Here is a 19,742-nt window from a genome sequence, read left to right as displayed (position 1 = left end):
ACATCTCTTTTATATGCTTTGCGCGACGCTGTTAGCCATCCATTCTGAGCATAACCTACATACCAATACGTAGAAGGTATCCCTACTCCTCCAGAACCAGGAGTTCCAGGAGCTAAGGTGGGCTCACCAGCAAGATTGTTGATAAGTATGGTGTTGCCATAAGTGCTCGGACTGCAGTCAAATTGAGTTTGACCCCTTATCAACAAACCCCAGTTGGTATATGAAGCACCTGAAGAAACCACTTGGGCAGCAGCTGACGAAGCATTACCAGTTTCCATATTGGCTCCGGGATACTGGGTTGAGTAAAACTTTCCACCAAAGTTCTTATTGCCACCTCCATACCCATAAACACCAGCACCCGTTCCAGCACCTGAAATATTAGCGCTTGTTTGTCCCCAAACACCCACTCCAATTCCAACTCCACTGAAATATCCAGCCACACCAGATGGAAACGTGGTAGTACTCGTATTATTTGCTCCAGATGACCCTTGAATAGCTGAGTACATATTACCTGCTAATGTGGTTTCACCATAAATGGCAGCACCTTGATTACTATGGGTCACATCAACCCCTACGGTCGGCGAACTGGACGTCCCATTGGCTATGGTCACTCTTAAACCCTCACTAGAAGAAGCACCGGAAGCTACGTTTATAGTAACTGCCCCATATTGGGCGTTGATGTTTCGCCCTGCCCCATTTCCACCACAATTGTATGCCTGATCCAAAGTAACACAAGTACTTCCACTTCCTGCCCCTATTTGCACCCATTGAGTCCCATTCCAATAATAAAAGCCCGCAGGAGTTAGACCACCTGTTCCTGTGTTGTATACTAGCAAACCTGTCGCTGGACCATTGACAGGGGTCGTTCCATTGTTTGCAGCTACGAGTGCCACCCTCGGGATGAGAATCCCTTTATCGGTTGCTGTCAAATCCAACAAGGCGCTAGCGTGTGGAGTTGTAGTCCCAATACCAACATTATTCTGGCTCCAAAATTGGAAGGCCCAGAAAAATAAAGCAACAACTAAAATTTTACGCATACTTGACGATTTTATACAAAATTAATGAATTACTTATGTTGCAACATGTTTTTTAGTTTTTCGAAGGTTAACAAATGGTTAACATAGATTTCAAAATTATCAAAACGAATTGTCTTTCAATGCATTGTAAAATTATTTTTGTATTTTTGACGTCGATGAGAAAACGAAATGTATTTGTTTTGTTCTTATTATTCATAGTAAAGTATCCAATTTTTTCTCAAAAAAAATATGAATATTACCTTTTTCCCATTCTGACCTATGATGCTGACGTAAAACTTCGAACTGGGGTCATGCAATACTACTATAGAAAAAACATAATGGATTCATCCCTTTCCTGGTATGCAACACTCGAAACAAGCATAACAAGCACAAAAACTCATGTGTTTCAGTTACTATATGATACATACAAGGCTTTTTCTAAAATACGTTTGATGGGGGAGGTTTCATCAATGCATGAATTAATGAGTGACTTCTATGGATTCAACGGATCTCAAACACAGTACCATGAGGGATATGAGCTATCCTCGTCTGCTCAATATATCTCATTTGCATTTTATAAAATGGAAAGGACTACATACAGAATTACGACAGACGTATTCAAGCCAGCTTTTTTCCCTCATTTGACTTTTTTTTCAGGTTTTCACATGTATTCCTATATAATCCGAAGCCTTAAAAACCAGAAATTTTTAAACGGAAAAATTTTAGTCCCCGACACTCTTACTCTCTATGACTATTATGTATCTACTGGTAACATCTCAGACACGGACAAAAAGGGCGGTAACATATATCTACTACGTGGAGGAATCACGTTTGACACGAGAAATTCATTATTTTATCCAACAAAAGGGATGTATGTTGAAAGTTTTTTTTCTGGAGGATTACCCTATAGAAGTAATGTTTTTCTGAGATACAATATGTTAGTCAAAGGGTTTGTTCCCTTCTTTAAGGAAAAACTCGTGTTTGCAATAAGAATGGCATACCAGGATCATTACCTACACATGCCACCCTTTTATTTTTTAAGTTATCTATCGACTACGCAAGTTACTTGCCCGTTTCATGAGGGGCTCGGAGGATTTCGCTCCATAAGAGGCATCATAAAAAATAGAATCATCGCTCCCGGCATAGTCTATGGCAATGTAGAATCTAGATTAAATACTTTTAATTTCAGAATAAAAAAACTTGCTCTTACCATGGTAGGCAAAACATTTATGGATGCGGGTAAAATTGTACGTTTTTTCCCTCTCCAAAATTCTCCACTGAGTGGATTTCCTCATTTAATCAACGATAAACCTGATGGCAAAATAGCGTTTGGTTTTGGAACAGGAATATACTTCGTGTTGAACAAAAAACTTATTCTTTCGATTGACTATGCCATTACAACTCAAAAACAACTCGGCCAACCATCCTGGTATATTTATTCTGGCGTGTCTTTCTAAAACAGAAATGGGCACACATGAAGATTTTTTTTCTCACTACAAAAGATCGTTATAAATAATTTTTATTCTCGAAAATTTAAATAAATTTGCACCATGAGATTAAGAGATTTTGATAGGTTTTTAGGTTTGGTGCAAGGTGACCGAGTAACAGAAGTAGAAAAATACATTGGTTTTCCAGATTCTGTGTATGATAACCCTGAAAATCATTTTTTTGTTTATTATTATCAGTATTATAACATTGATATTCTCTCCATAAGCTTCGATCGTGAAACCGAAAAGGTGGAAACTATTTTTTTAGGAAACGATAAAAGAGTCCGCTACACATTCGAATGGTTAGATGCATACCGTATAGATGATCCAAAAACAAATTTGCTTGATAAGCATATCGATGAAATTATAGACATTTTCGGTAGGCCTGACGAAGAAGAAGAGGATGATTTTATATATATTACACCTGATTTTAAAGTAGTCTTTTACTGCCCAGCTAAAAAAGATTTTTATTGTCAAAAAATTTTACTTTATTGGGAATAACTTTTATCGAATAAGCTGCATTTCTTTAAGTATATAGTCAGCGTTGGCATATTTGTCGATGACCCACAAGCAATAACGAATATCAACCACTACATTACCACAGATCGAGGAGTCGTAATAAAGATCGCTCATGGTTCCTTCCCATGCACGATCGAAGTTTAAGCCAACGAGCTCACCATAAGCATTAAAGACAGGGCTTCCGCTGTTACCACCAGTAGTGTGTGTGTTGGAGCGAAAGCATAAACGAAGCTCACCGCTTTGGTCAGCATATTCCCCATAATCGCGCGATTTCAATAATCGATAAAATGTTGTGTCGACCTCATATTCTTTGATTCCGCTTAGTGTTTTTTGGAAAATCCCATCAGGTGTAGTATAATAAAGATAAGTAACAGCATCTCGCGGTTCGTACCCTTGGACCCGTCCCCACGCTACCCGCATAGTACTGTTCGCATCAGGGTATAACTTGTTCTTGTCGCCAGCTAAAAAGTACAAGCGAACCCAACGGGAATAAGCATCATATAATTTGTTTTCGTAAAAATCAATCGAATCATTCATAGTAAAAAATAATTGATACATTTCATGAACAAGAGTGAAGAATTCATCTGCTTTGAGTTTTTTCTTAATTTTAGTGGGAGAATTTTTGAAAAGTTTCACGATCTTTTTACTAGAAAACAATACAGAATGATCGAAAATTTTCTCAAATTCATTATTATTACTTAAGATCAGTTTTCTCCATCCGTCGGGAATCTCATGGCTAAAATTAAAAAAGCTTTTGATCTCATCCAACAAAGCCATCAATTGTCTTTTCTCTACATCTAAATGATAATTCTTAGTAAACTCATCTAATGAAGACAAAATTTTGTTTTGCAATGAGGACGGAGAAATATCACGCTGAAGCGAGTCATAGATTTCGAGCCATTTCATAGCATATTGTATCACACCAAGGCTAAACCAACCTTCAAGCAGATAGGTCTCTGCAACAGCATAATTATAATATCTCTTATAATAGTTTTGTATGGTATCCCTGAGTTTAAGGTAGTATGTTTTTAAAGCGGGATCTTGTATATTTTGAATCATCTGATTTATTTCTTGTTTTCTAAGTTCGATGGCATTTGATTTTTTGACGCCCCAAGATTCTCCATCCATTTTTTTCCAGTAATTGGCGATACCTGCATAAATGTTAGTATACAAAATTCTTAATGTATCGTTTTTTTCCATAAATTCACGCAAAACATCCATTTTTTTACGTCTTATCCTCACGGCTACAGGGTTCTTTCCTTTAACAACAAGACTTATTCCGTCATCGGTGAGAAAATGCTGAGTTTTTCCGGGAAAACCATAAACAAAAACAAAATCGTTTTCTCGAACACCTTTCAGAGAAATAGGAGGTACATAAAGAGGTTGATATGGCTTGTTATTTTTATGGAAAGATGCTGGCTTATTATTGTTGTCTGCATAGACCCGAAATATAGCAAAATCACCACTGTGTCTTGGCCAAACCCAGTTGTCCTCGTCGCCACCAAAAGATCCTATGAAAGTGGGTGGTGCCCCAACCAATCTGACATCTCGAAACACTTCGTAAACCATCAAAACGTATTGATTGCCGTAATAGAATGATTTGACTTGTGCTTGATAATGCGTGTTTCGCACAGCACGCTGAATAATAGACTTTATCTTAGTTTCTAAGTATTGACTTTTTTCTTCCTCTGTTAAATTCGAAGGTAATTGATGAAAAATTTCTGCTGTTACATCTTCCATTCGTACTAACCTAGTTATGGTAAGGCCATTGCAAGGTAATTCTTCATCTCTATTTTTAGCCCAATACCCATATTTTAAGTAATCGTTCTCAACGGTACTAAGCCGTTGAATAGTGCCTTGAGCACAGTGATGATTCGTCATCAGCAGTCCTTCTTGACTTACAAAAACACCCGTACATCCCCTTCCAAACATGACAACAGCATCTTTTAGGCTTCCTTTATTAACTGAATAAATCTCTTCTGCAGAAATACGAAAACCATAAGTTTGAAGGGTGCTATCTCCTAAACTTGAGAGATAGAGAGGCAACCACATTCCCTCATCGGCATAAATGAAAAAGAAATCACATACAGATATCCATAAAAAGAAAAGAATTTTCTTTCCCATATTATGTAATTTCAGGCAAAAATAGGATTTTTTCACAATGTCTGAAGGACAAGTGCTGCACCTCCCAAAACGCCACTCTCTTTATGACATAGTGGTGACAACAAAATTTTGCACGTATCTCGAAACACACTTAAAACATTTTCACTAAAACTTTTTACTACGTGAGGCAAAAAATATTCGCCATCCGTCATCAGCCCTCCTGTAAGGAAAATAGCTTCGAGGCTAAGAATATTCACAAGGTTAGCGAGAGCTATACCAAGATCATAACTCATACGCTCTACCGCTTTTTGAGCAATCGAATCACCATTCTTCATTCTCAACACTACTTCTTCAGGAGTTGTATTGAAAGGTTTGTTCTGACATAATTCGCCATACGTCTCCAAAAATCCACGAGATGATACATAAGTTTCGACACATCCCCTTTTCCCACACGTACAGATCCTGCCCCCTGGATAAAGAATGGTATGCCCTAATTCACCTGCCATGCCAGTACTCCCAGTAAGCAACCTGCCTTGCGAAAAAATTCCACTCCCTAAACCTGTCCCCACAGTTATAACAGCAAAATCCTCCATGCCAGATGCACCACCGTACTTTCGCTCGGCTATGGCAGCTACGTTGGCATCATTATCGAGAAAAGAAGGTATTCCTGTTTCCTGTTCCAGTATTTTAGCCAAAGGTATCTCCCCACTCCATGGCAAATTCGCAGCATGATGAATACAACCTGTTTTCGGATTTCCATTAGGTGCTCCAATACCCAAGCCCCTCACTTGAACTGATTTAATTCCTACTTCTTGAAAAACCGATTCTAAGGAGATGTGAATTGCTTCAATAAAATCCATTAGATCTAAATAATCACGTGTTTTTATTTTTCGTAACCCAATCAGAGTACCATCCTCATGAACCAACCCAATCTTCGTAATGGTACCCCCTATGTCGACCCCTACCAAAAAATTGCCCATATTTTTATAAAATTATGATTTTAAAATAAACTCCGCCACGGGCGGAGTTTAACCCTAAAATATTATGTCAGTAAAAGACATTACATGACTAAATAATACCCTGCTCAAGCATGCTTTGGGCAACTTTAAGAAAACCAGCAATGTTCGCACCCTTTACGTAATTTACAAAACCATCTTCTTGCCTACCATACTTAACACAAGATGCATGAATGTTGCTCATGATTTCCCTCAATCTCCTATCAACTTCCTCCCGACCCCACGATAACTTCATTGCATTTTGCGACATCTCAAGCCCCGAAACAGCAACACCACCAGCATTTGAAGCTTTTCCAGGTGAAAAAAGAATCTTGTTTTCAAGAAAGACCTCAATGGCTTCAGGGGTTGAAGGCATGTTGGCACCCTCTGCTACACAAATGCACCCATTGTTCACCAAATTGATGGCATCCTGCTTATCAAGCTCATTTTGCGTTGCACAAGGCAAAGCTACATCACATTTTACTTCCCATGGCCTTTTGTTGGGTATAAACTGAGCATTGGGAAATTCATATATATAGGGCTTACAAATGTCTTGATTACTTGCACGAAGCTCAAGAAGAAAATCAATCTTCCTACCAGTTATACCTTCAGGATCATAAATATAACCATCAGGTCCGCTAATAGTAACCACTTTAGCTCCCATTTCTGTTGCTTTAGTTATAGCACCCCATGCAACATTTCCAAAACCAGAAACAGTTACTGTTTTTCCTTTAATAGTGTCGTTCCTCGTACGAAGCATTTCTTCTGCAAAATATACCACGCCAAAACCTGTAGCTTCTGGACGAATTAACGATCCACCCCAATTGATACTTTTTCCAGTAAGAACACCGTTATGTTCATGGGTTAGCTTCTTATACATACCATATAAGTACCCTATCTCACGAGCTCCAACACCAATGTCGCCAGCTGGCACATCAATTTCAGGCCCTAAAATCTTCCAAAGTTCTAACATAAAACTCTGACAAAAGCGCATAATTTCCCGATCACTCTTACCTTTAGGATCAAAATCGCTACCCCCTTTCGCACCACCCATGGCAAGTGAGGTTAGACTATTTTTAAATATTTGCTCAAAACCCAAAAACTTAAGAATCGACAAATTAACACTGGGGTGAAAACGAAGACCTCCTTTGTATGGACCAATAGCATTATTAAACTGTACGCGGTAACCACGATTCACGTGTACATTCCCTTGATCATCCACCCACGGAACTTTAAACATTAAAACTCTATCTGGTTCAATAATTCTATCGATGATTCCTGCTCGCTCAAATTCTGGATGTTCGTTTACTACTTCTTCAATAGATTCAAGTACTTCTCTAACAGCTTGCAAATATTCAACCTCACCGGGATTTTTCCTTTCTAATTCTTGCATGATTTTTTCGACGTTCATATCTTTCGAATTTTGCCCAAAAATATGTCAGGAATAACTTTCTGCAACTAAAATCCTTGCTTTTTTTTTATGAGAATTGCTCAAACAATTGCAATCAAAAGACTATTAAAAATCAATAAGAATTTTGATTTTTTTACTTTTGCAAAAATTTGACTTACATGCAGGAAGACGGACATTACGACTTTCATTCCCCCGATGCATTATTTGAAAGAGCTAAGGAATTACTCTGCCTTTACGAAATCGAACAGGCTCTTTCAAATTACGATCAAAACATAGAAGACGTTATTGACAATATTCTCCACATTATACCCAAAGGTTGGCAATACGAAGATATTTGTGAAGCCGAAATTATTTTGGGTGATAAAATATATCATCGATCAAGTTTTACCCGAACTGAACTCAAAATATCTTATCCCCTCAAAGAATACGACAAAGTAATAGGTGAACTAAGGATTTTTTATACTCGACCTGTGAAATGCGATAAGGGCATCTTTTTGCCAGAAGAACATTTACTTTTAAAGTCAATTGCAGAAAAATTCTCCACTTTTTTGATTCTCAAGAAACTAAGACCCATCTCTCAAAGAGAACTTTCCTTACCGGATGAGGAATTCTTTCAACAAATTAAAAAAAATTATCATGGTCTGATCGAATGGCTTAAACCTTTCGGGCTCACCGATTCAGACATTATTCAATTACTGAAGAACCCTATTACATTTAAAAAAGGTGAAACTCTAGGAAAACAAGGTGCTTATACATCTTATTTTATCTTGCTTGCTAAAGGTGCTACCAAATCGTTTGTCGAAGGTTTACACGGAAAAAGCTATTCTTTTATGATCAGTGTACCTTTCGAATTCATCAGCCTCTCATCCCTTTATGGCAATAGCTATTATTTTACCACCATTGCACTTATTCCAACTACTGCATTCTTGATCGAAAAACAAACCGTCTTGCGTATCCTTAACCAAAATCCCCAATTTCACAAAGCCATTACCAAATGGCTGTGCGATAACTACGATATTCTCTTCAATCGGTTAAAATGCTTAAGTCTCAAACAAACCACCGGTCGCATGGCTGAAACATTGCTCTATCTATCACGCGTATTTAACTCTGACCTCATACCCTCATTCATTTCTCGAAAAGATTTAGCAGAACTCAGCGCAATGAGTAATGAAAATGCAGTCCGTATCCTCTCAGACTTTAAAAATGAAAATATCATTTCTGACACACCCAAAGGCATTACTCTTATCAACAAACAACTCCTACAAACCATCAGCATTGCCGGATAATTTTTTTATTATTTTTTTTATTGAAGTGTATAGTATAATTAAATTTTTTTATATATTTGCTTTACTTAAAAAAATTCTTAACTATGAAAAAAATTACATTCATTTGGGTAGTTTTTTTTCATTGTTTCATTCTATTTTCCCAGGGCGTTGCTATTTCACCAATAGGATCGCAACCACATCCTAGTGCTGCTCTCGATATTCAATTCACCGATAAAGGCATTCTCATTCCCCGTGTATCGCTTAATTCTACCACTCAATTTAATCCCCCTATTAACGGACCAGAAGTTCTTTCATTGCTTATTTACAATGAAAATGAACTCATCTCAGGACTCGGAGCAGATGGAAAAGGCTTCTACTTCTGGAACGGTAATCAATGGGAAAAAGTCGGCTATACCAAAGCATGGTACCTCACAGGAAACGCTAACACAAACCCTTCTACTCATTACCTCGGAACTATCGACTCCTCTCACTTGATCTTCCGAACCTATTCCACCGAACAAATGCGTATTTCTGCTTCAGGAAACATTGGCATTCATCAATCTCAACCATCAGCCCTTGTCCACATTACCAATGACAATAACAATTTAGAACCACTTATCATTGAAACACCCCAGTACACACCTGCTCATTATCGACGTCCTATTTACATTGATGCAACCAATCGAACTGATACGCTTTTAAACTATCAAATCTTGCTGATTCTTAACACACAAAGCCTTATTGCAAGTGGAAAAATGCAGCCCGATTGCGATGATATTCGCTTCTACACACCCAACGGAACCCCCATTTACTACTGGATAGAAGATGGATGCAACACCCCTCAAACTTGGATATGGATCCGTATCCCTACTATCTACGGTGGAAGAATCGATTCAATTTACCTCGAATATGGCTTCCCTAATCTGGGCCCTGGAGCCAATGGAGATAGCACCTTTGTTTTCTTTGATGATTTCGTAGGCTCTTCGATTAACACTATTAAATGGCAACAATGGTCAAGTAATTATACCATTTCCAATGGAATAATCACTTGTTGGGGATCATCCCCCAATCTATTTGCACGTAATATCAATAATGGTGGTATCGTTCCAACAATGCCTACTTATCGAATTAAGCATAGAGCCATTACTTATGCTGGTAATAATTGTTTATGGGGATGCACTTCATGGGATCAGTTTATTGCTGTACCCGCTACCACTGTTTTTTGGGGACCTTGGAATGGTGGATTTAATACTTATTTACTTGATGTCGTAAATAATAATCTTCAAAACCAGAATGTTACCAATTGGTTTAAAGCCGAGGTTACATATGATGGAAATATCGGTAAGTTTTTCTTCAATAATTCTTATGTTTCACAAGTATCTGCAACTGGGAAAACATTACAGCACATTTATTTATATTCCTGTTGTCGCAATAGCTACGACTGGATTTTTCTTGCTAAATATGTTAATCCCGAACCTAACATTACCATCGGAAACGAAATAACAATCGCTTCATCTTGGGTAATCAAACCTGTTGTTTATATCAAGCCCAGCGGTGAAGTAGGCATACAAACCACTCAACCCACATACGCTCTGCAAGTAGGTAATCCAGGTGATGGAAATAGGGCCATTTCTAACGCATGGATTACTTTCTCCTCCAGCCAGTGGAAATCTAACATAAGACCACTAGAGATCCAACCTCAAAAACTTCAACTATTACAACCCGTTACTTTCGAATGGACTACATCCCATGAAACAGATCTGGGCCTTATAGCTGAAGAAGTAGCAAAAACCTTCCCCATGCTTGTCCAATATGGCAATCATGGCGAAATCCTTGGAATAAAATACGACCGCCTATCTATCTTACTCCTTGAAGCAATCAAAACTCAACAAAAAGAAATCGAAGATCTAAAAAAAGAACTAGAACAACTTCGCAAAAAAAATAAATTCCGTAGATGCTCCCAACAATGATCGAACTCTACCATAAAACAATGCTACATTTTTCTCATTATTTTGTTTCTCAGCTTAAATAAAAGTATGTTTTGAGAATTAAAGTTATGCTTTTTTTTTAAAAAAAAACTATTTTTGCTAAAACAAATCTTTATGAAAAATTTTTTATTTCCATTGATAGTAGTTTTTTCTTTGTCGTTAAATTGCCAAATCATTCAATTTGGTTCTTTGCCTCTACCGGGTGACACTTTTGTTTTCGGAGTAGACGTCTCTCCCCAAGTTCTTTTTGACTATCAACAAACGGGTGCAACGTGGGATTTTTCAACTCTAGTCCAAGATACGCTGCAAGTATCTGCTTACGGCGCAACTCAAAATCTACCTTATCAAACAAATTTCCCTACATCTAATGTCTATACCTACGGCCCTGGCATGCTCTATGGAGGCCCTGGAGGAATAGCCCCTTATCAAAACCATTTCGGCTACATGTTTTTTCGTACCGACAGTCAAGGCTTCACCGCCGTTGGCTTCCGCGGTAGCTTCGGCGGAGCACCTACCAACGTAACCATTCAACCTGCCGAATGGCTTATGAAAACTCCATTCACCTTGTACGACTCTATTTCTCAAAATTATACTTGGACCATCGCCCTCAACGCCTTCCCCAACGACATTGATACATTCTACACACGTCATGCTTTCAAATATCTAACCGCCGTAGGAAGTGGTACTATCATTACACCTGCTGGAACATTTTCAAATTGCCTTTTGGTCAAAGAATTCATTTATTATGAAGACAGTCTCAAAATCAAATTCTTAAGCAATACTATCTTAGATACATTGCTTTTGTACGATACGTTGCTCTACATCCACGCATGGACACCCTCCAAACGCAATCATGTCTTTAAAGCTGAATATGAACCCTCCTCAAATACCCTTTTAAAAATGTGGTGGTTAAAATATGAAATCCATGCCCAAATCCTTGACCAAAATGACGAACTTACACTTACTGTCTTCCCCAACCCGGTCAAAAAAGGCGAAAATATCTCAATCCTCCTCCCTAATATAGAAAGAGTATATCTATCCAACATTCTCGGAAAAAATGTATGCGAATTGATTTCATACGATCAAAAAAACTTTACCCTCCCACAAATAGAAAAAGGATATTATATCTTGCAAATCTTCAGCCAAAACAAACTCCATACAAAACCCATCATCATCGTAGACTAAAAGCCTCTTTTAGCCTGTATCGACAATTAATACTTCTCCCCCCTGCATGACATACTCCAAATTGAAAACGTGATTTATGTTTCTGCTGACGAATAAAACCCCTTATCCTATGTCGATCGAATATTAATAAATCTTAACTCCATATTTCACCGAATCAACATCAAAGGAAGGATGAAAGTCTTTGCTCGTTGTCGTAGATCGAAGTTCTTGAGCATAAATTTCAGCTATGTCTTGCACCGGAACTAATTGCCCTGATTTAAAAGTAATTTTACAAAGTGGACAAGCCGTCGCCAAAACTTCAGTCTCGTTATTGATAAGACGACGAATAGTTTTAAGCGCCAACTGCTGACGCTTTTCGTAAGGTAAATTCAAGCTGGCAGTGCTTCCACCACAACACCAATGCTCGCGGCCTGGATTATGGTTTTGCAAATTAACACAGGAACGCAATACTTCTCGGGGTTGTGTAGTTATTTGTAAGTGGAAAGCCAGCTCGCATGAGTCATGATACATTACTTTCCTTTGACCCTTTAATTTAGGAAGTCTACCTGCCTCGATAAGCATGGCAAGAAGTTCGCTGTGATGCATCACATGTTTTGGTAAATGATATTCACATCGAAAAATATTCAAGCAAATAGGACAAGTAGTCACAAGCACCATCGATGGATGCTGAAGAAAAATACTTTTATTTTGCTCGATAATTTGCCTGGCTAAATTTTTTTGCCCTAGCTGAAGTTGAGGCTTCCCACAACACATTCCACCTTTCTCATCCAAATAATCATACGTAATGCCCGCTCGATCAAGTAAAAAAAGAAAAGATCTAATGATAGATGGAGACAACCGCGTCATACACCCCGCAAAATACATCACGTGAGTTGGCAAAATATCATTATTATCTCTGAGTCGTTGTAAGGATAATTCAAAAGAAGGATAGGTGTTAACCCTAGCCATATGACGCATGCTCACTAATTCAATTTCAACAGGACAAGCCAAAGTGCAACGACCACACTGTAAACACAGCTTTAGTTCATTTTTAAAAGAAAAACCATAACGAATGCTCTGAATCAAGTAAGAAGCCTGCATTCCATGAATAGCAGCGTCTTGATGAAGTTGACAAGCTTCGATGCAAATGCCACATCGGCTGCATGCATATACTTCCATTTTTCTCAGACCACTGTATTCTTCCAATGGTCTTGCTCCAAGCGTTCGAAAAAAAATCAAAAAAGGCTCAGTCACGATATGCATATAGCGACTAAATGGTAGCGCCACAAAAAACATCCCAAGCACGATAGAATATGCCCACCACGAGGGGTATTCTAACGATTGCACAGGAAGAAAAGTTGCCAACCAATCACCACACGGTTGAGTCAAAAAACCTCCATTTTGATGATTAGCAGCATTGAGTGATTCAACCCAAAAACGTGCAGGGAAAATAAGCCATAAAGAATACAATGCTACCTTATCAAACAAAGGTAAACGTGTATTGCGTGGCAAACCAAACCAATGAGAACGAAAACGTTTAATTATTGCCAATAAAACACCACTCAATACCATCAGTAAGAAAAAATCCATTAGTAAATGAAAAATCCAACCAAATGACTCAATGACACGCTGAGGTTCAAAATAATTAAAAAACACAGGATCCCATGGCATGTTGAATACCTCATGTTGTCCAAATTTCGATTCAATTGACCCAACTACAATGAGCATAAACCATCCGAATGCAATGCTCATATGCATGTATCCCAGTAGAATGTTTTTTTGAAAAATCCGACGATGTAAAAGACTTTCTAAGAAAATTAATTCAAAAGCTAAGAACAATTTTCGACTAAACAAATTGAACCATACTTGCCTTCTGTCCCCCGTAGGGATTTCATCTATCCATGAAAAAATTCTCCATACAAAGAGGGTCAACCAAAACAACACCCCCAGAAAAAATGGAAGAACAAAAGGGTCATAATGAATGTTCATAATCCCATTGTTTTAATAAAAACATCACGTGTCTAATGTTCACATTACGTGGGCAAGTCAGTATGCAAGTGCCACAGAGTAAACAACGACGAGCATACGTAAGTGATTCCTCAGTCATTCCATAACGAAGCATGATAGGAATCTTATGAAAACGTGTTTCTTGGATTCGATTGGCAACACAAACAGAACTACACGTACCACAATGAATACATAATTTCAACGATGGTTCTTGGCATAGAATATCCACATAAAGGGAAGGAAGAGGAAAACGAATTTCTTTTTTCCTTGGTTGAACAGAAGAATATCCAAATCTGGTCGACATGAACTTTCTTATTTAACTTTCAAATATCGATAAACTTCCATGGCTGTTTGAGAAGCATCCTGTAAGGTTTCTTGAACTGAGCGAGGCCCCTTACAAGCTCCTACGCAAAAAACCCCTTTTTTCCAATTTTTGTAAATATAAAGATCACCCACATCAACAAAATCAAACAAATTAAAAGATAAATCATTCGACAAAGTCGGTCTTTTACCTTCCATGCCAATCATCAAGACCAACGCATCCAATTCCATAGAGAGGGGCATAGATAAAAGTGTATCTTCCACTTTTAAAACAACTTTTCCGTCTCGCCCCTGAGCAACCTCCGATATTTTACCGCGAACGAAATGAATTCCGTAATCCATCTGTGCCCGTTTGTATATTGTTTCAAACATCAATTCGTGGAGACGCAAATCCATGTAAAAGCAAAATATTTCCGAAGTTGGAAAAATTTCTTTCAGTTCAATAGCTTGCTTTATAGCAGTGATGCAACATACTTTGCTACAGTAATTGTTCTTTACCTTTTCATCTCTTGAACCAACACAGTGAACAAAACCAAAAGCTTGTGGTTTTGAAGAAAAGCGTTGCTGCAACGACAAAGGATTTTTGATCATTTTTTCGATATCTACGCTCGTATAAACATTTTCAACTACTCTATATCCGTACTCTTCTTTTAAGGTTGCATCGAAAAATTCAAAACCAAAAGCCAGAACAAGGGCTTGCGAATCGATACGACCCGATTCTGTTTGAATGAAGAAAAAGCCATCTTTTTTTTCAACTTTTTCTACGTTTTCTCCTACAAATAATTCAATGGGTAAACTCTGGATTCTTTGATTCAATTCATTTAAAATATCTTCAGCTTTTTCAAAAGAAGGAAAAAGTCGATCGTATTCTAGCAATTTCCCACCCAGGCGATTTTGTTTTTCAAATAGGGCAACTTTAAAATTCATTTCTGAAAGGTAAATGGCAGTTTGCATCCCTGCTATGCCACCACCCACAATAATGACGTCAAAACATGATTTCTCCATGCTAGTTACATTTTAAAACCGATGGTCGTTGAGGTTTATCTAAGTAATTTCCGTTTTTGTCAAGAAATTTTCCGTCAGGATCATAAGAAACTCCCATTTTATCAAGTAACGGCTCTACCGAAACTTGATGCATTTGCAAACCGATCTCCCAAGGATCGTAACCAATCACCAAAGCAGCTGTTTCTTCGAAAGTCAGCACCGGTATTCCTTTCCGTGGTTCTTCTCCGTAAGTTTTTCCTTCGGTTTCAGCAAGCACATATTGCCACCTGTCCATAAACATAGCACAACCAGGACAATTGGTTATGATAAAATCCGGACGGTATGGATACATAGATTCAAACTTTATTTTAGAATGAGTCAATGAGTAACTCCGATTTGATTTGATGAGGTAATTTCTAAAACCAAAACCACAACAATGTCTACGTTCTGGATAATCTACAGGTTGACCTCCCCATGCCTCAACCATCCCTGCCAATACATAGGGGTATTCTGCCCCTCCTATACTTTTTTGAGGAAACATCTTAGCATAATGACAACCAACATGATCTACCACTCTAAGAGGTTTTCCAGTGAACCTATTGATGAGAGGATATTTCATAATCCGAGCTATTTCCTCACGAAATTTAAAGATGATATCGGAAGTATGGACAGCAGCCACAGGCAATTTAAATTCTCTTCCTGTAGCTTGCCTGAGATAAGTACGTGCTTTCTCTAATAGTTCTGGTTCCAATTCCCATTTTTCAAGGACCTCTTGGTAAATTCCAAAACTTGTTACACAGCTAATAGCTACATGCTCATAACCATCTTCTGTCATTAAAGCAAATTGACGAGCAACGACAGTCATGATAGTCTCAAATGGAACAATATCACTATGATATCCAATACCTGTACATGTGGTATGATGAGGAGAATCGTAAACATCTTTAAAAAGTTTTTCTCGCATGATCTTAAGAAACATCTGCTCAGCACCAGGAAAAAAAGTTTGACGAATACAGCTTCGAGCAAACCAAAAGTGATCATCCGGTATATCCTTCATGTAGCGTTCTTTAAAAATATTCATATCGTCATTATTTTTCAAAGATTTCGCGAATATATTCTTCTTCACTCTTGTTTTCTTCCATCATGACATTGCGTGAATAATCATCAATCAGTTGAAATAATTGGCTGGCCCCAGTGACTTCAAAAATTTTTTTCAGTTCTTGAAGATCCTCCTCCCTAATTTTCCTCATGGGACCAGCTGTTTTTTGTTGATAACTTGCACCCACCTTAGAAAGAATTTCATTCCGATGATCTCGAACCCATTGCCATGTAGGTCCTTGTTCAGGAAAACGATCGAGGTCAACATGATCGAAATAGACACAATATCCTTCCTGAAGAATGCTTTCACCTATGGTTTTACGAATAACATATTGCTGGCGTCCTCTTCGAGAGGAAACAAAATATCCTTTCCGTTGCGAAAGTTGACGAAGAGCAATGACTATTTCACCAGGAGTGTTATCTCGTGGACATCGTGTCTTGCACGACATGCATTCACCACAATACCAAATGTAATCACTCTGAAGTAGCTCAGTTAAAACTTGTTCATTTCTCTTTTGAACAAGATTAACAAGAATTCTTGGGTCGTAATCGTATATTTGAGCTGCCGGACATACGCCCGTGCAGATTCCGCATTGGATACAAGCATACAAACTATGCCGTATGTGGACATCCGAGAACAATTCCTCAATTAAATTCATTTTGACTATCTACTATTTCAATAGGCAAAATAAATAAAAAAAATACATTTCTTTTTTTTATCGCTTATTCCATATATCAGAAAAGTTGACGTAAAATATCAATATGTATTGCTTCAGGAGGAGGTACACTTTTTTGTACCGAGTAATCCAAGACAGTAATATTTTTTTCATTGCTTGCAAGGTAAAGATACGTATCTTTCACTTTTTTTTGAAAGGATGAATCCTTTTCAAACAAGTCGGGTTCTACGCCAGTTGCACGATCTTTGAGAGGTCTCGTTTTTTTCAAGTTTTGCGCAGTAAATTCAGAAGGCATAAGAAGTAAAAAAGTTACATCAGGTCTAGGAAGATTAAACAATTGGAATTCGGTATATTCAAGCCATTGGAAAAAAGCATTTTTATCCTTATCAGGTATTCTAGCACCTTGATAAGCCATATTAGACATCACGTATCTATCCAATACAAGCCACATACCCTGCCCCAGCTTTTCATGCAAAGAGGAAGCCAGCTCTTTACGATCCCCAGCATAAAGAAATGCTATCAAATAGGGATCTATTTCCTCTTTAGGACCCCATTTGCCTTGTAAAAAAATCTTAATCAAATTAGAATATATAGAGTTTACATCCACTCTTGGAAAATGACAGTACTCTGAAGTTATGTTTTTTTTCTTCAAATACTCGACCAATAGTAGCGCCTGAGTAGTTTTGCCAGAACCATCAATACCTTCAAAAACAATAAGCTTGCCTTTATTACTCATGATATATCCCCTTACAAAAATAGAGATTCTGAAAAAAAAAGCCGCTCCTCAAGAGCGGCTTATAAACTCAAATATAGTTCATTATTGTTTAATAACTTTTTTCACAACATTAGAGCCAGAACCTGTGACATTAATAATGTATAGACCTGCAGGAAGCTTGCTCATATCGACAACGTTCATTCCACCATTTGCTTCTTTACTCAAAACTAAATTGCCCAAAGTATTGTAGATGTAGAGTTGATAGTTGCCAGAGTTAAGATTAACATAAAGTTGATCTTTTACAGGATTGGGGTATATAGATACTATCGGGCTTGTGGATTCTTTAATAGAAGCATATTCACCATTGGGAGCTATTTTCACATTTTTCACATAATAATGCTTGACAGGACCGACATCTGACAAGTTGAGATCAGATGTAGTAATATGAAGAGTTGCTATCCCCTGTTGATCAACGAAACAATAATCCCCCAAGTACATCCAATAGTTAACACCATCATAGTTGGTTCCCTGAGTTAGATTAACACGAGGTCCAAGGGTGTTAGTAGCAACATTGTAACGTTTTACAATAATGTCTGGATAAAGGTTATATGCATCTAATGTAGTATCTGTGTCCATCCATGCAAAGAAAAGAACACTTCCATCAGGTGTTCGCGTAACTTGAATTCTTTCATCCCAATCCAAAGGATCACTAGTAGGAGAATGATCTTCGTCCACATCTTTTGATCGAATGGTATCTATGATAAAGCCATTCCATCCTGTGCTGGTTTTGTAAAAGTCAAATACAAAGCCATTATGATATGTAAAAACACCATAATATCCCAAGGAATCTGGATGGTCACTCCAAGCTGGTTGAACATAGCAAATGAAATGAGGATTACCATTTGCATCAATGGTCGCATCTTTGATTCGAGAAAAGAAAGGTCTTCCAACTCTTGATATGTTAGCTATTTCTTGAACTGCAGGAATGGCTGACCAATCAAATGCAGTTTGCTTTACCCAATTTGCTCCTCCATCGGTTGTCTTATAAATCATAGGGATGTAAGAAAGATTGTCGGTTGCATCTCCGTCTCGACCAATGTAAATCAGATAACCATTCTGACCATTCTCATCCATGATAAGGGCAGGCCATGCTAGTCCATCTGGCAAGCCATTGCTAGTTAAAAAATTTGGCACGTGATAGGAGCGAGACCAAATAACACTGTCGCCTGTTGGATCCCAAATACCACGGTTGATAACTGTGACAAAAGAAGTATATTGTGTTCCATTATCAGTATTAGCATCCCCAAGAACAAAGAATTTTCCCTTACGTTCTTGCAAGTAAAGACGAGAAAACCTATTTACATAACCCACACCACCAGCTGTATCGGTGGTATAAAGTGTAGTCTGCTGATTTAAATTTGAACCATTTAATCTAACGCTAGCAAAAAAATTACCTACAAAACTGTTTGCTGAACTATTTAGAACAGGACCTGAACCTACAACAAAAGCATTGTCAGGATTGGTATTTCCAGCGGGGTTGTAAATAACACCCGATGGGTAACGGCCTGGGTTAATGGTATATCTATTCCAAAGCTCAACTGTGGTGCTATCCCATGTGTTGCCTCCATCCTTAGAAACAGATACCTGAATAAGACCAGAGCTAGGAGATGAAACATTTCCTCTACGTGTCATGGTAATAGTGTTTAGATCTTGATTAGCACTAATTACATTTGACTGAGATACCAAAGCAGTGTAAATGTTTTTGGATGAGCCAATCACCACTTTTGAAACCAATGTTGTTTTTGCATTTTTTAATGAAACTCCGGAACGTTGAAGAATTTGCCCACTTTGAACGCTGACGTTTTCTTTGACAATGTTTTTTTCAACTTTTTGAGCTTTTACGGGGCCACTTAACTGGGTTACTTTACTTTGAGCAAACAAACCCCATGTTAGCATAACCCCACTCATGAATAATACTGCTTTTCTCATACT

Annotated in this window: 16 protein-coding genes; 5 read left to right on the top strand and 11 right to left on the bottom strand. The window is 37.9% G+C overall.

Annotated features, from left to right (window positions below; translation table 11 throughout):
* Positions 1–1,037, bottom strand: a 1,037-nt coding sequence (locus N2Z72_08325; GenBank protein ID MCX7697680.1) for a hypothetical protein, incomplete at its 3' end; no start/stop codon positions are given.
* A 179-nt stretch (positions 1,038–1,216) separates the two neighbouring features.
* On the opposite strand from N2Z72_08325, the gene N2Z72_08320 reads away from it, so the two are divergent.
* Together N2Z72_08320 and N2Z72_08315 are read left to right on the top strand one after the other, a co-directional pair.
* On the top strand, positions 1,217–2,473 hold the full coding sequence (locus N2Z72_08320) for a BamA/TamA family outer membrane protein (protein MCX7697679.1): 1,257 nt from the start codon (positions 1,217–1,219) through the stop codon (positions 2,471–2,473).
* 93 nt (positions 2,474–2,566) lie between these two features.
* Complete coding sequence (locus tag N2Z72_08315) at positions 2,567–3,004, top strand: hypothetical protein (GenBank protein MCX7697678.1); 438 nt, start codon at positions 2,567–2,569, stop codon at positions 3,002–3,004.
* Between the two features lie 3 nt (positions 3,005–3,007).
* On the opposite strand, the gene N2Z72_08310 is transcribed toward N2Z72_08315, so the two are convergent.
* From N2Z72_08310 to gdhA, 3 genes are all read right to left on the bottom strand, one after another.
* On the bottom strand, positions 3,008–5,146 hold the full coding sequence (locus N2Z72_08310; protein MCX7697677.1) for a S46 family peptidase: 2,139 nt from the start codon (positions 5,144–5,146) through the stop codon (positions 3,008–3,010).
* Between the two features lie 32 nt (positions 5,147–5,178).
* Positions 5,179–6,105, bottom strand: coding sequence for an ROK family protein (locus tag N2Z72_08305; GenBank protein MCX7697676.1), 927 nt, complete (start codon positions 6,103–6,105; stop codon positions 5,179–5,181).
* An 88-nt stretch (positions 6,106–6,193) separates the two neighbouring features.
* Positions 6,194–7,531 carry an NADP-specific glutamate dehydrogenase gene (gene gdhA, locus N2Z72_08300; GenBank protein ID MCX7697675.1) on the bottom strand — a complete coding sequence of 446 codons (1,338 nt, stop codon included), beginning with the start codon at positions 7,529–7,531 and terminating at the stop codon, positions 6,194–6,196.
* A 158-nt stretch (positions 7,532–7,689) separates the two neighbouring features.
* Between gdhA and N2Z72_08295 the strand changes: the two genes are divergently transcribed.
* From N2Z72_08295 to N2Z72_08285, 3 genes are all read left to right on the top strand, one after another.
* On the top strand, positions 7,690–8,817 hold the full coding sequence (locus N2Z72_08295; protein ID MCX7697674.1) for a Crp/Fnr family transcriptional regulator: 1,128 nt from the start codon (positions 7,690–7,692) through the stop codon (positions 8,815–8,817).
* Positions 8,818–8,900: 83 nt separating this feature from the next.
* Positions 8,901–10,766, top strand: coding sequence for a DUF2341 domain-containing protein (locus tag N2Z72_08290; protein ID MCX7697673.1), 1,866 nt, complete (start codon positions 8,901–8,903; stop codon positions 10,764–10,766).
* A 132-nt stretch (positions 10,767–10,898) separates the two neighbouring features.
* Entirely contained in the window at positions 10,899–11,969 is a 1,071-nt protein-coding gene (locus tag N2Z72_08285) for a T9SS type A sorting domain-containing protein (GenBank protein MCX7697672.1), read from the top strand.
* A 123-nt stretch (positions 11,970–12,092) separates the two neighbouring features.
* Here the strand turns inward: N2Z72_08285 and N2Z72_08280 are convergent, their stop codons facing one another.
* The 7 genes from N2Z72_08280 to N2Z72_08250 all read right to left on the bottom strand — a co-directional run bounded on the left by N2Z72_08280 (position 12,093) and on the right by N2Z72_08250 (position 19,739).
* Entirely contained in the window at positions 12,093–13,937 is a 1,845-nt protein-coding gene (locus N2Z72_08280) for a (Fe-S)-binding protein (protein ID MCX7697671.1), read from the bottom strand.
* A complete protein-coding gene (locus N2Z72_08275; GenBank protein ID MCX7697670.1) occupies positions 13,921–14,259 on the bottom strand; it encodes a 4Fe-4S dicluster domain-containing protein in 339 nt (112 codons plus the stop codon). Before N2Z72_08275 ends, N2Z72_08280 begins: the two co-directional genes overlap by 17 nt.
* Positions 14,260–14,267: 8 nt before the next feature.
* Positions 14,268–15,281 (bottom strand): FAD-dependent oxidoreductase, encoded by a 1,014-nt coding sequence (locus N2Z72_08270; GenBank protein MCX7697669.1) that lies wholly within the window; start codon positions 15,279–15,281, stop codon positions 14,268–14,270.
* Position 15,282: 1 nt separating this feature from the next.
* Positions 15,283–16,341, bottom strand: coding sequence for a heterodisulfide reductase-related iron-sulfur binding cluster (locus N2Z72_08265; GenBank protein ID MCX7697668.1), 1,059 nt, complete (start codon positions 16,339–16,341; stop codon positions 15,283–15,285).
* A gap of 7 nt (positions 16,342–16,348) precedes the next feature.
* On the bottom strand, positions 16,349–17,017 hold the full coding sequence (locus N2Z72_08260) for a 4Fe-4S dicluster domain-containing protein (protein MCX7697667.1): 669 nt from the start codon (positions 17,015–17,017) through the stop codon (positions 16,349–16,351).
* Positions 17,018–17,093: 76 nt separating this feature from the next.
* Positions 17,094–17,771 (bottom strand): dTMP kinase, encoded by a 678-nt coding sequence (gene tmk / locus N2Z72_08255; GenBank protein MCX7697666.1) that lies wholly within the window; start codon positions 17,769–17,771, stop codon positions 17,094–17,096.
* Between the two features lie 81 nt (positions 17,772–17,852).
* Positions 17,853–19,739 carry a T9SS type A sorting domain-containing protein gene (locus N2Z72_08250; protein ID MCX7697665.1) on the bottom strand — a complete coding sequence of 629 codons (1,887 nt, stop codon included), beginning with the start codon at positions 19,737–19,739 and terminating at the stop codon, positions 17,853–17,855.
* Between the last annotated feature and the right edge of the window lie 3 nt (positions 19,740–19,742).

It is taken from the genome of Bacteroidales bacterium (genome assembly GCA_026418905.1).
Taxonomy (GTDB): Bacteria; Bacteroidota; Bacteroidia; order Bacteroidales; family DTU049; genus JAOAAK01.
Note: the sequence above shows the minus strand (reverse complement) of the source record. Positions and strands in the feature narration are given on the sequence as shown.

What these genes read in the sequence shown, in the direction of transcription:
- N2Z72_08315 (MCX7697678.1), top strand. Translation starts at nt 2,567, where the DNA reads ATGAGATTAAGAGATTTTGATAGGTTTTTAGGTTTGGTGCAAGGTGAC.
- N2Z72_08310 (MCX7697677.1), bottom strand. Translation starts at nt 5,146, where the DNA reads ATGGGAAAGAAAATTCTTTTCTTTTTATGGATATCTGTATGTGATTTC.
- N2Z72_08305 (MCX7697676.1), bottom strand. Translation starts at nt 6,105, where the DNA reads ATGGGCAATTTTTTGGTAGGGGTCGACATAGGGGGTACCATTACGAAG.
- gdhA (MCX7697675.1), bottom strand. Translation starts at nt 7,531, where the DNA reads ATGAACGTCGAAAAAATCATGCAAGAATTAGAAAGGAAAAATCCCGGT.
- N2Z72_08295 (MCX7697674.1), top strand. Translation starts at nt 7,690, where the DNA reads ATGCAGGAAGACGGACATTACGACTTTCATTCCCCCGATGCATTATTT.
- N2Z72_08290 (MCX7697673.1), top strand. Translation starts at nt 8,901, where the DNA reads ATGAAAAAAATTACATTCATTTGGGTAGTTTTTTTTCATTGTTTCATT.
- N2Z72_08285 (MCX7697672.1), top strand. Translation starts at nt 10,899, where the DNA reads ATGAAAAATTTTTTATTTCCATTGATAGTAGTTTTTTCTTTGTCGTTA.
- N2Z72_08280 (MCX7697671.1), bottom strand. Translation starts at nt 13,937, where the DNA reads ATGAACATTCATTATGACCCTTTTGTTCTTCCATTTTTTCTGGGGGTG.
- N2Z72_08275 (MCX7697670.1), bottom strand. Translation starts at nt 14,259, where the DNA reads ATGTCGACCAGATTTGGATATTCTTCTGTTCAACCAAGGAAAAAAGAA.
- N2Z72_08270 (MCX7697669.1), bottom strand. Translation starts at nt 15,281, where the DNA reads ATGGAGAAATCATGTTTTGACGTCATTATTGTGGGTGGTGGCATAGCA.
- N2Z72_08265 (MCX7697668.1), bottom strand. Translation starts at nt 16,341, where the DNA reads ATGAATATTTTTAAAGAACGCTACATGAAGGATATACCGGATGATCAC.
- N2Z72_08260 (MCX7697667.1), bottom strand. Translation starts at nt 17,017, where the DNA reads ATGAATTTAATTGAGGAATTGTTCTCGGATGTCCACATACGGCATAGT.
- tmk (MCX7697666.1), bottom strand. Translation starts at nt 17,771, where the DNA reads ATGAGTAATAAAGGCAAGCTTATTGTTTTTGAAGGTATTGATGGTTCT.
- N2Z72_08250 (MCX7697665.1), bottom strand. Translation starts at nt 19,739, where the DNA reads ATGAGAAAAGCAGTATTATTCATGAGTGGGGTTATGCTAACATGGGGT.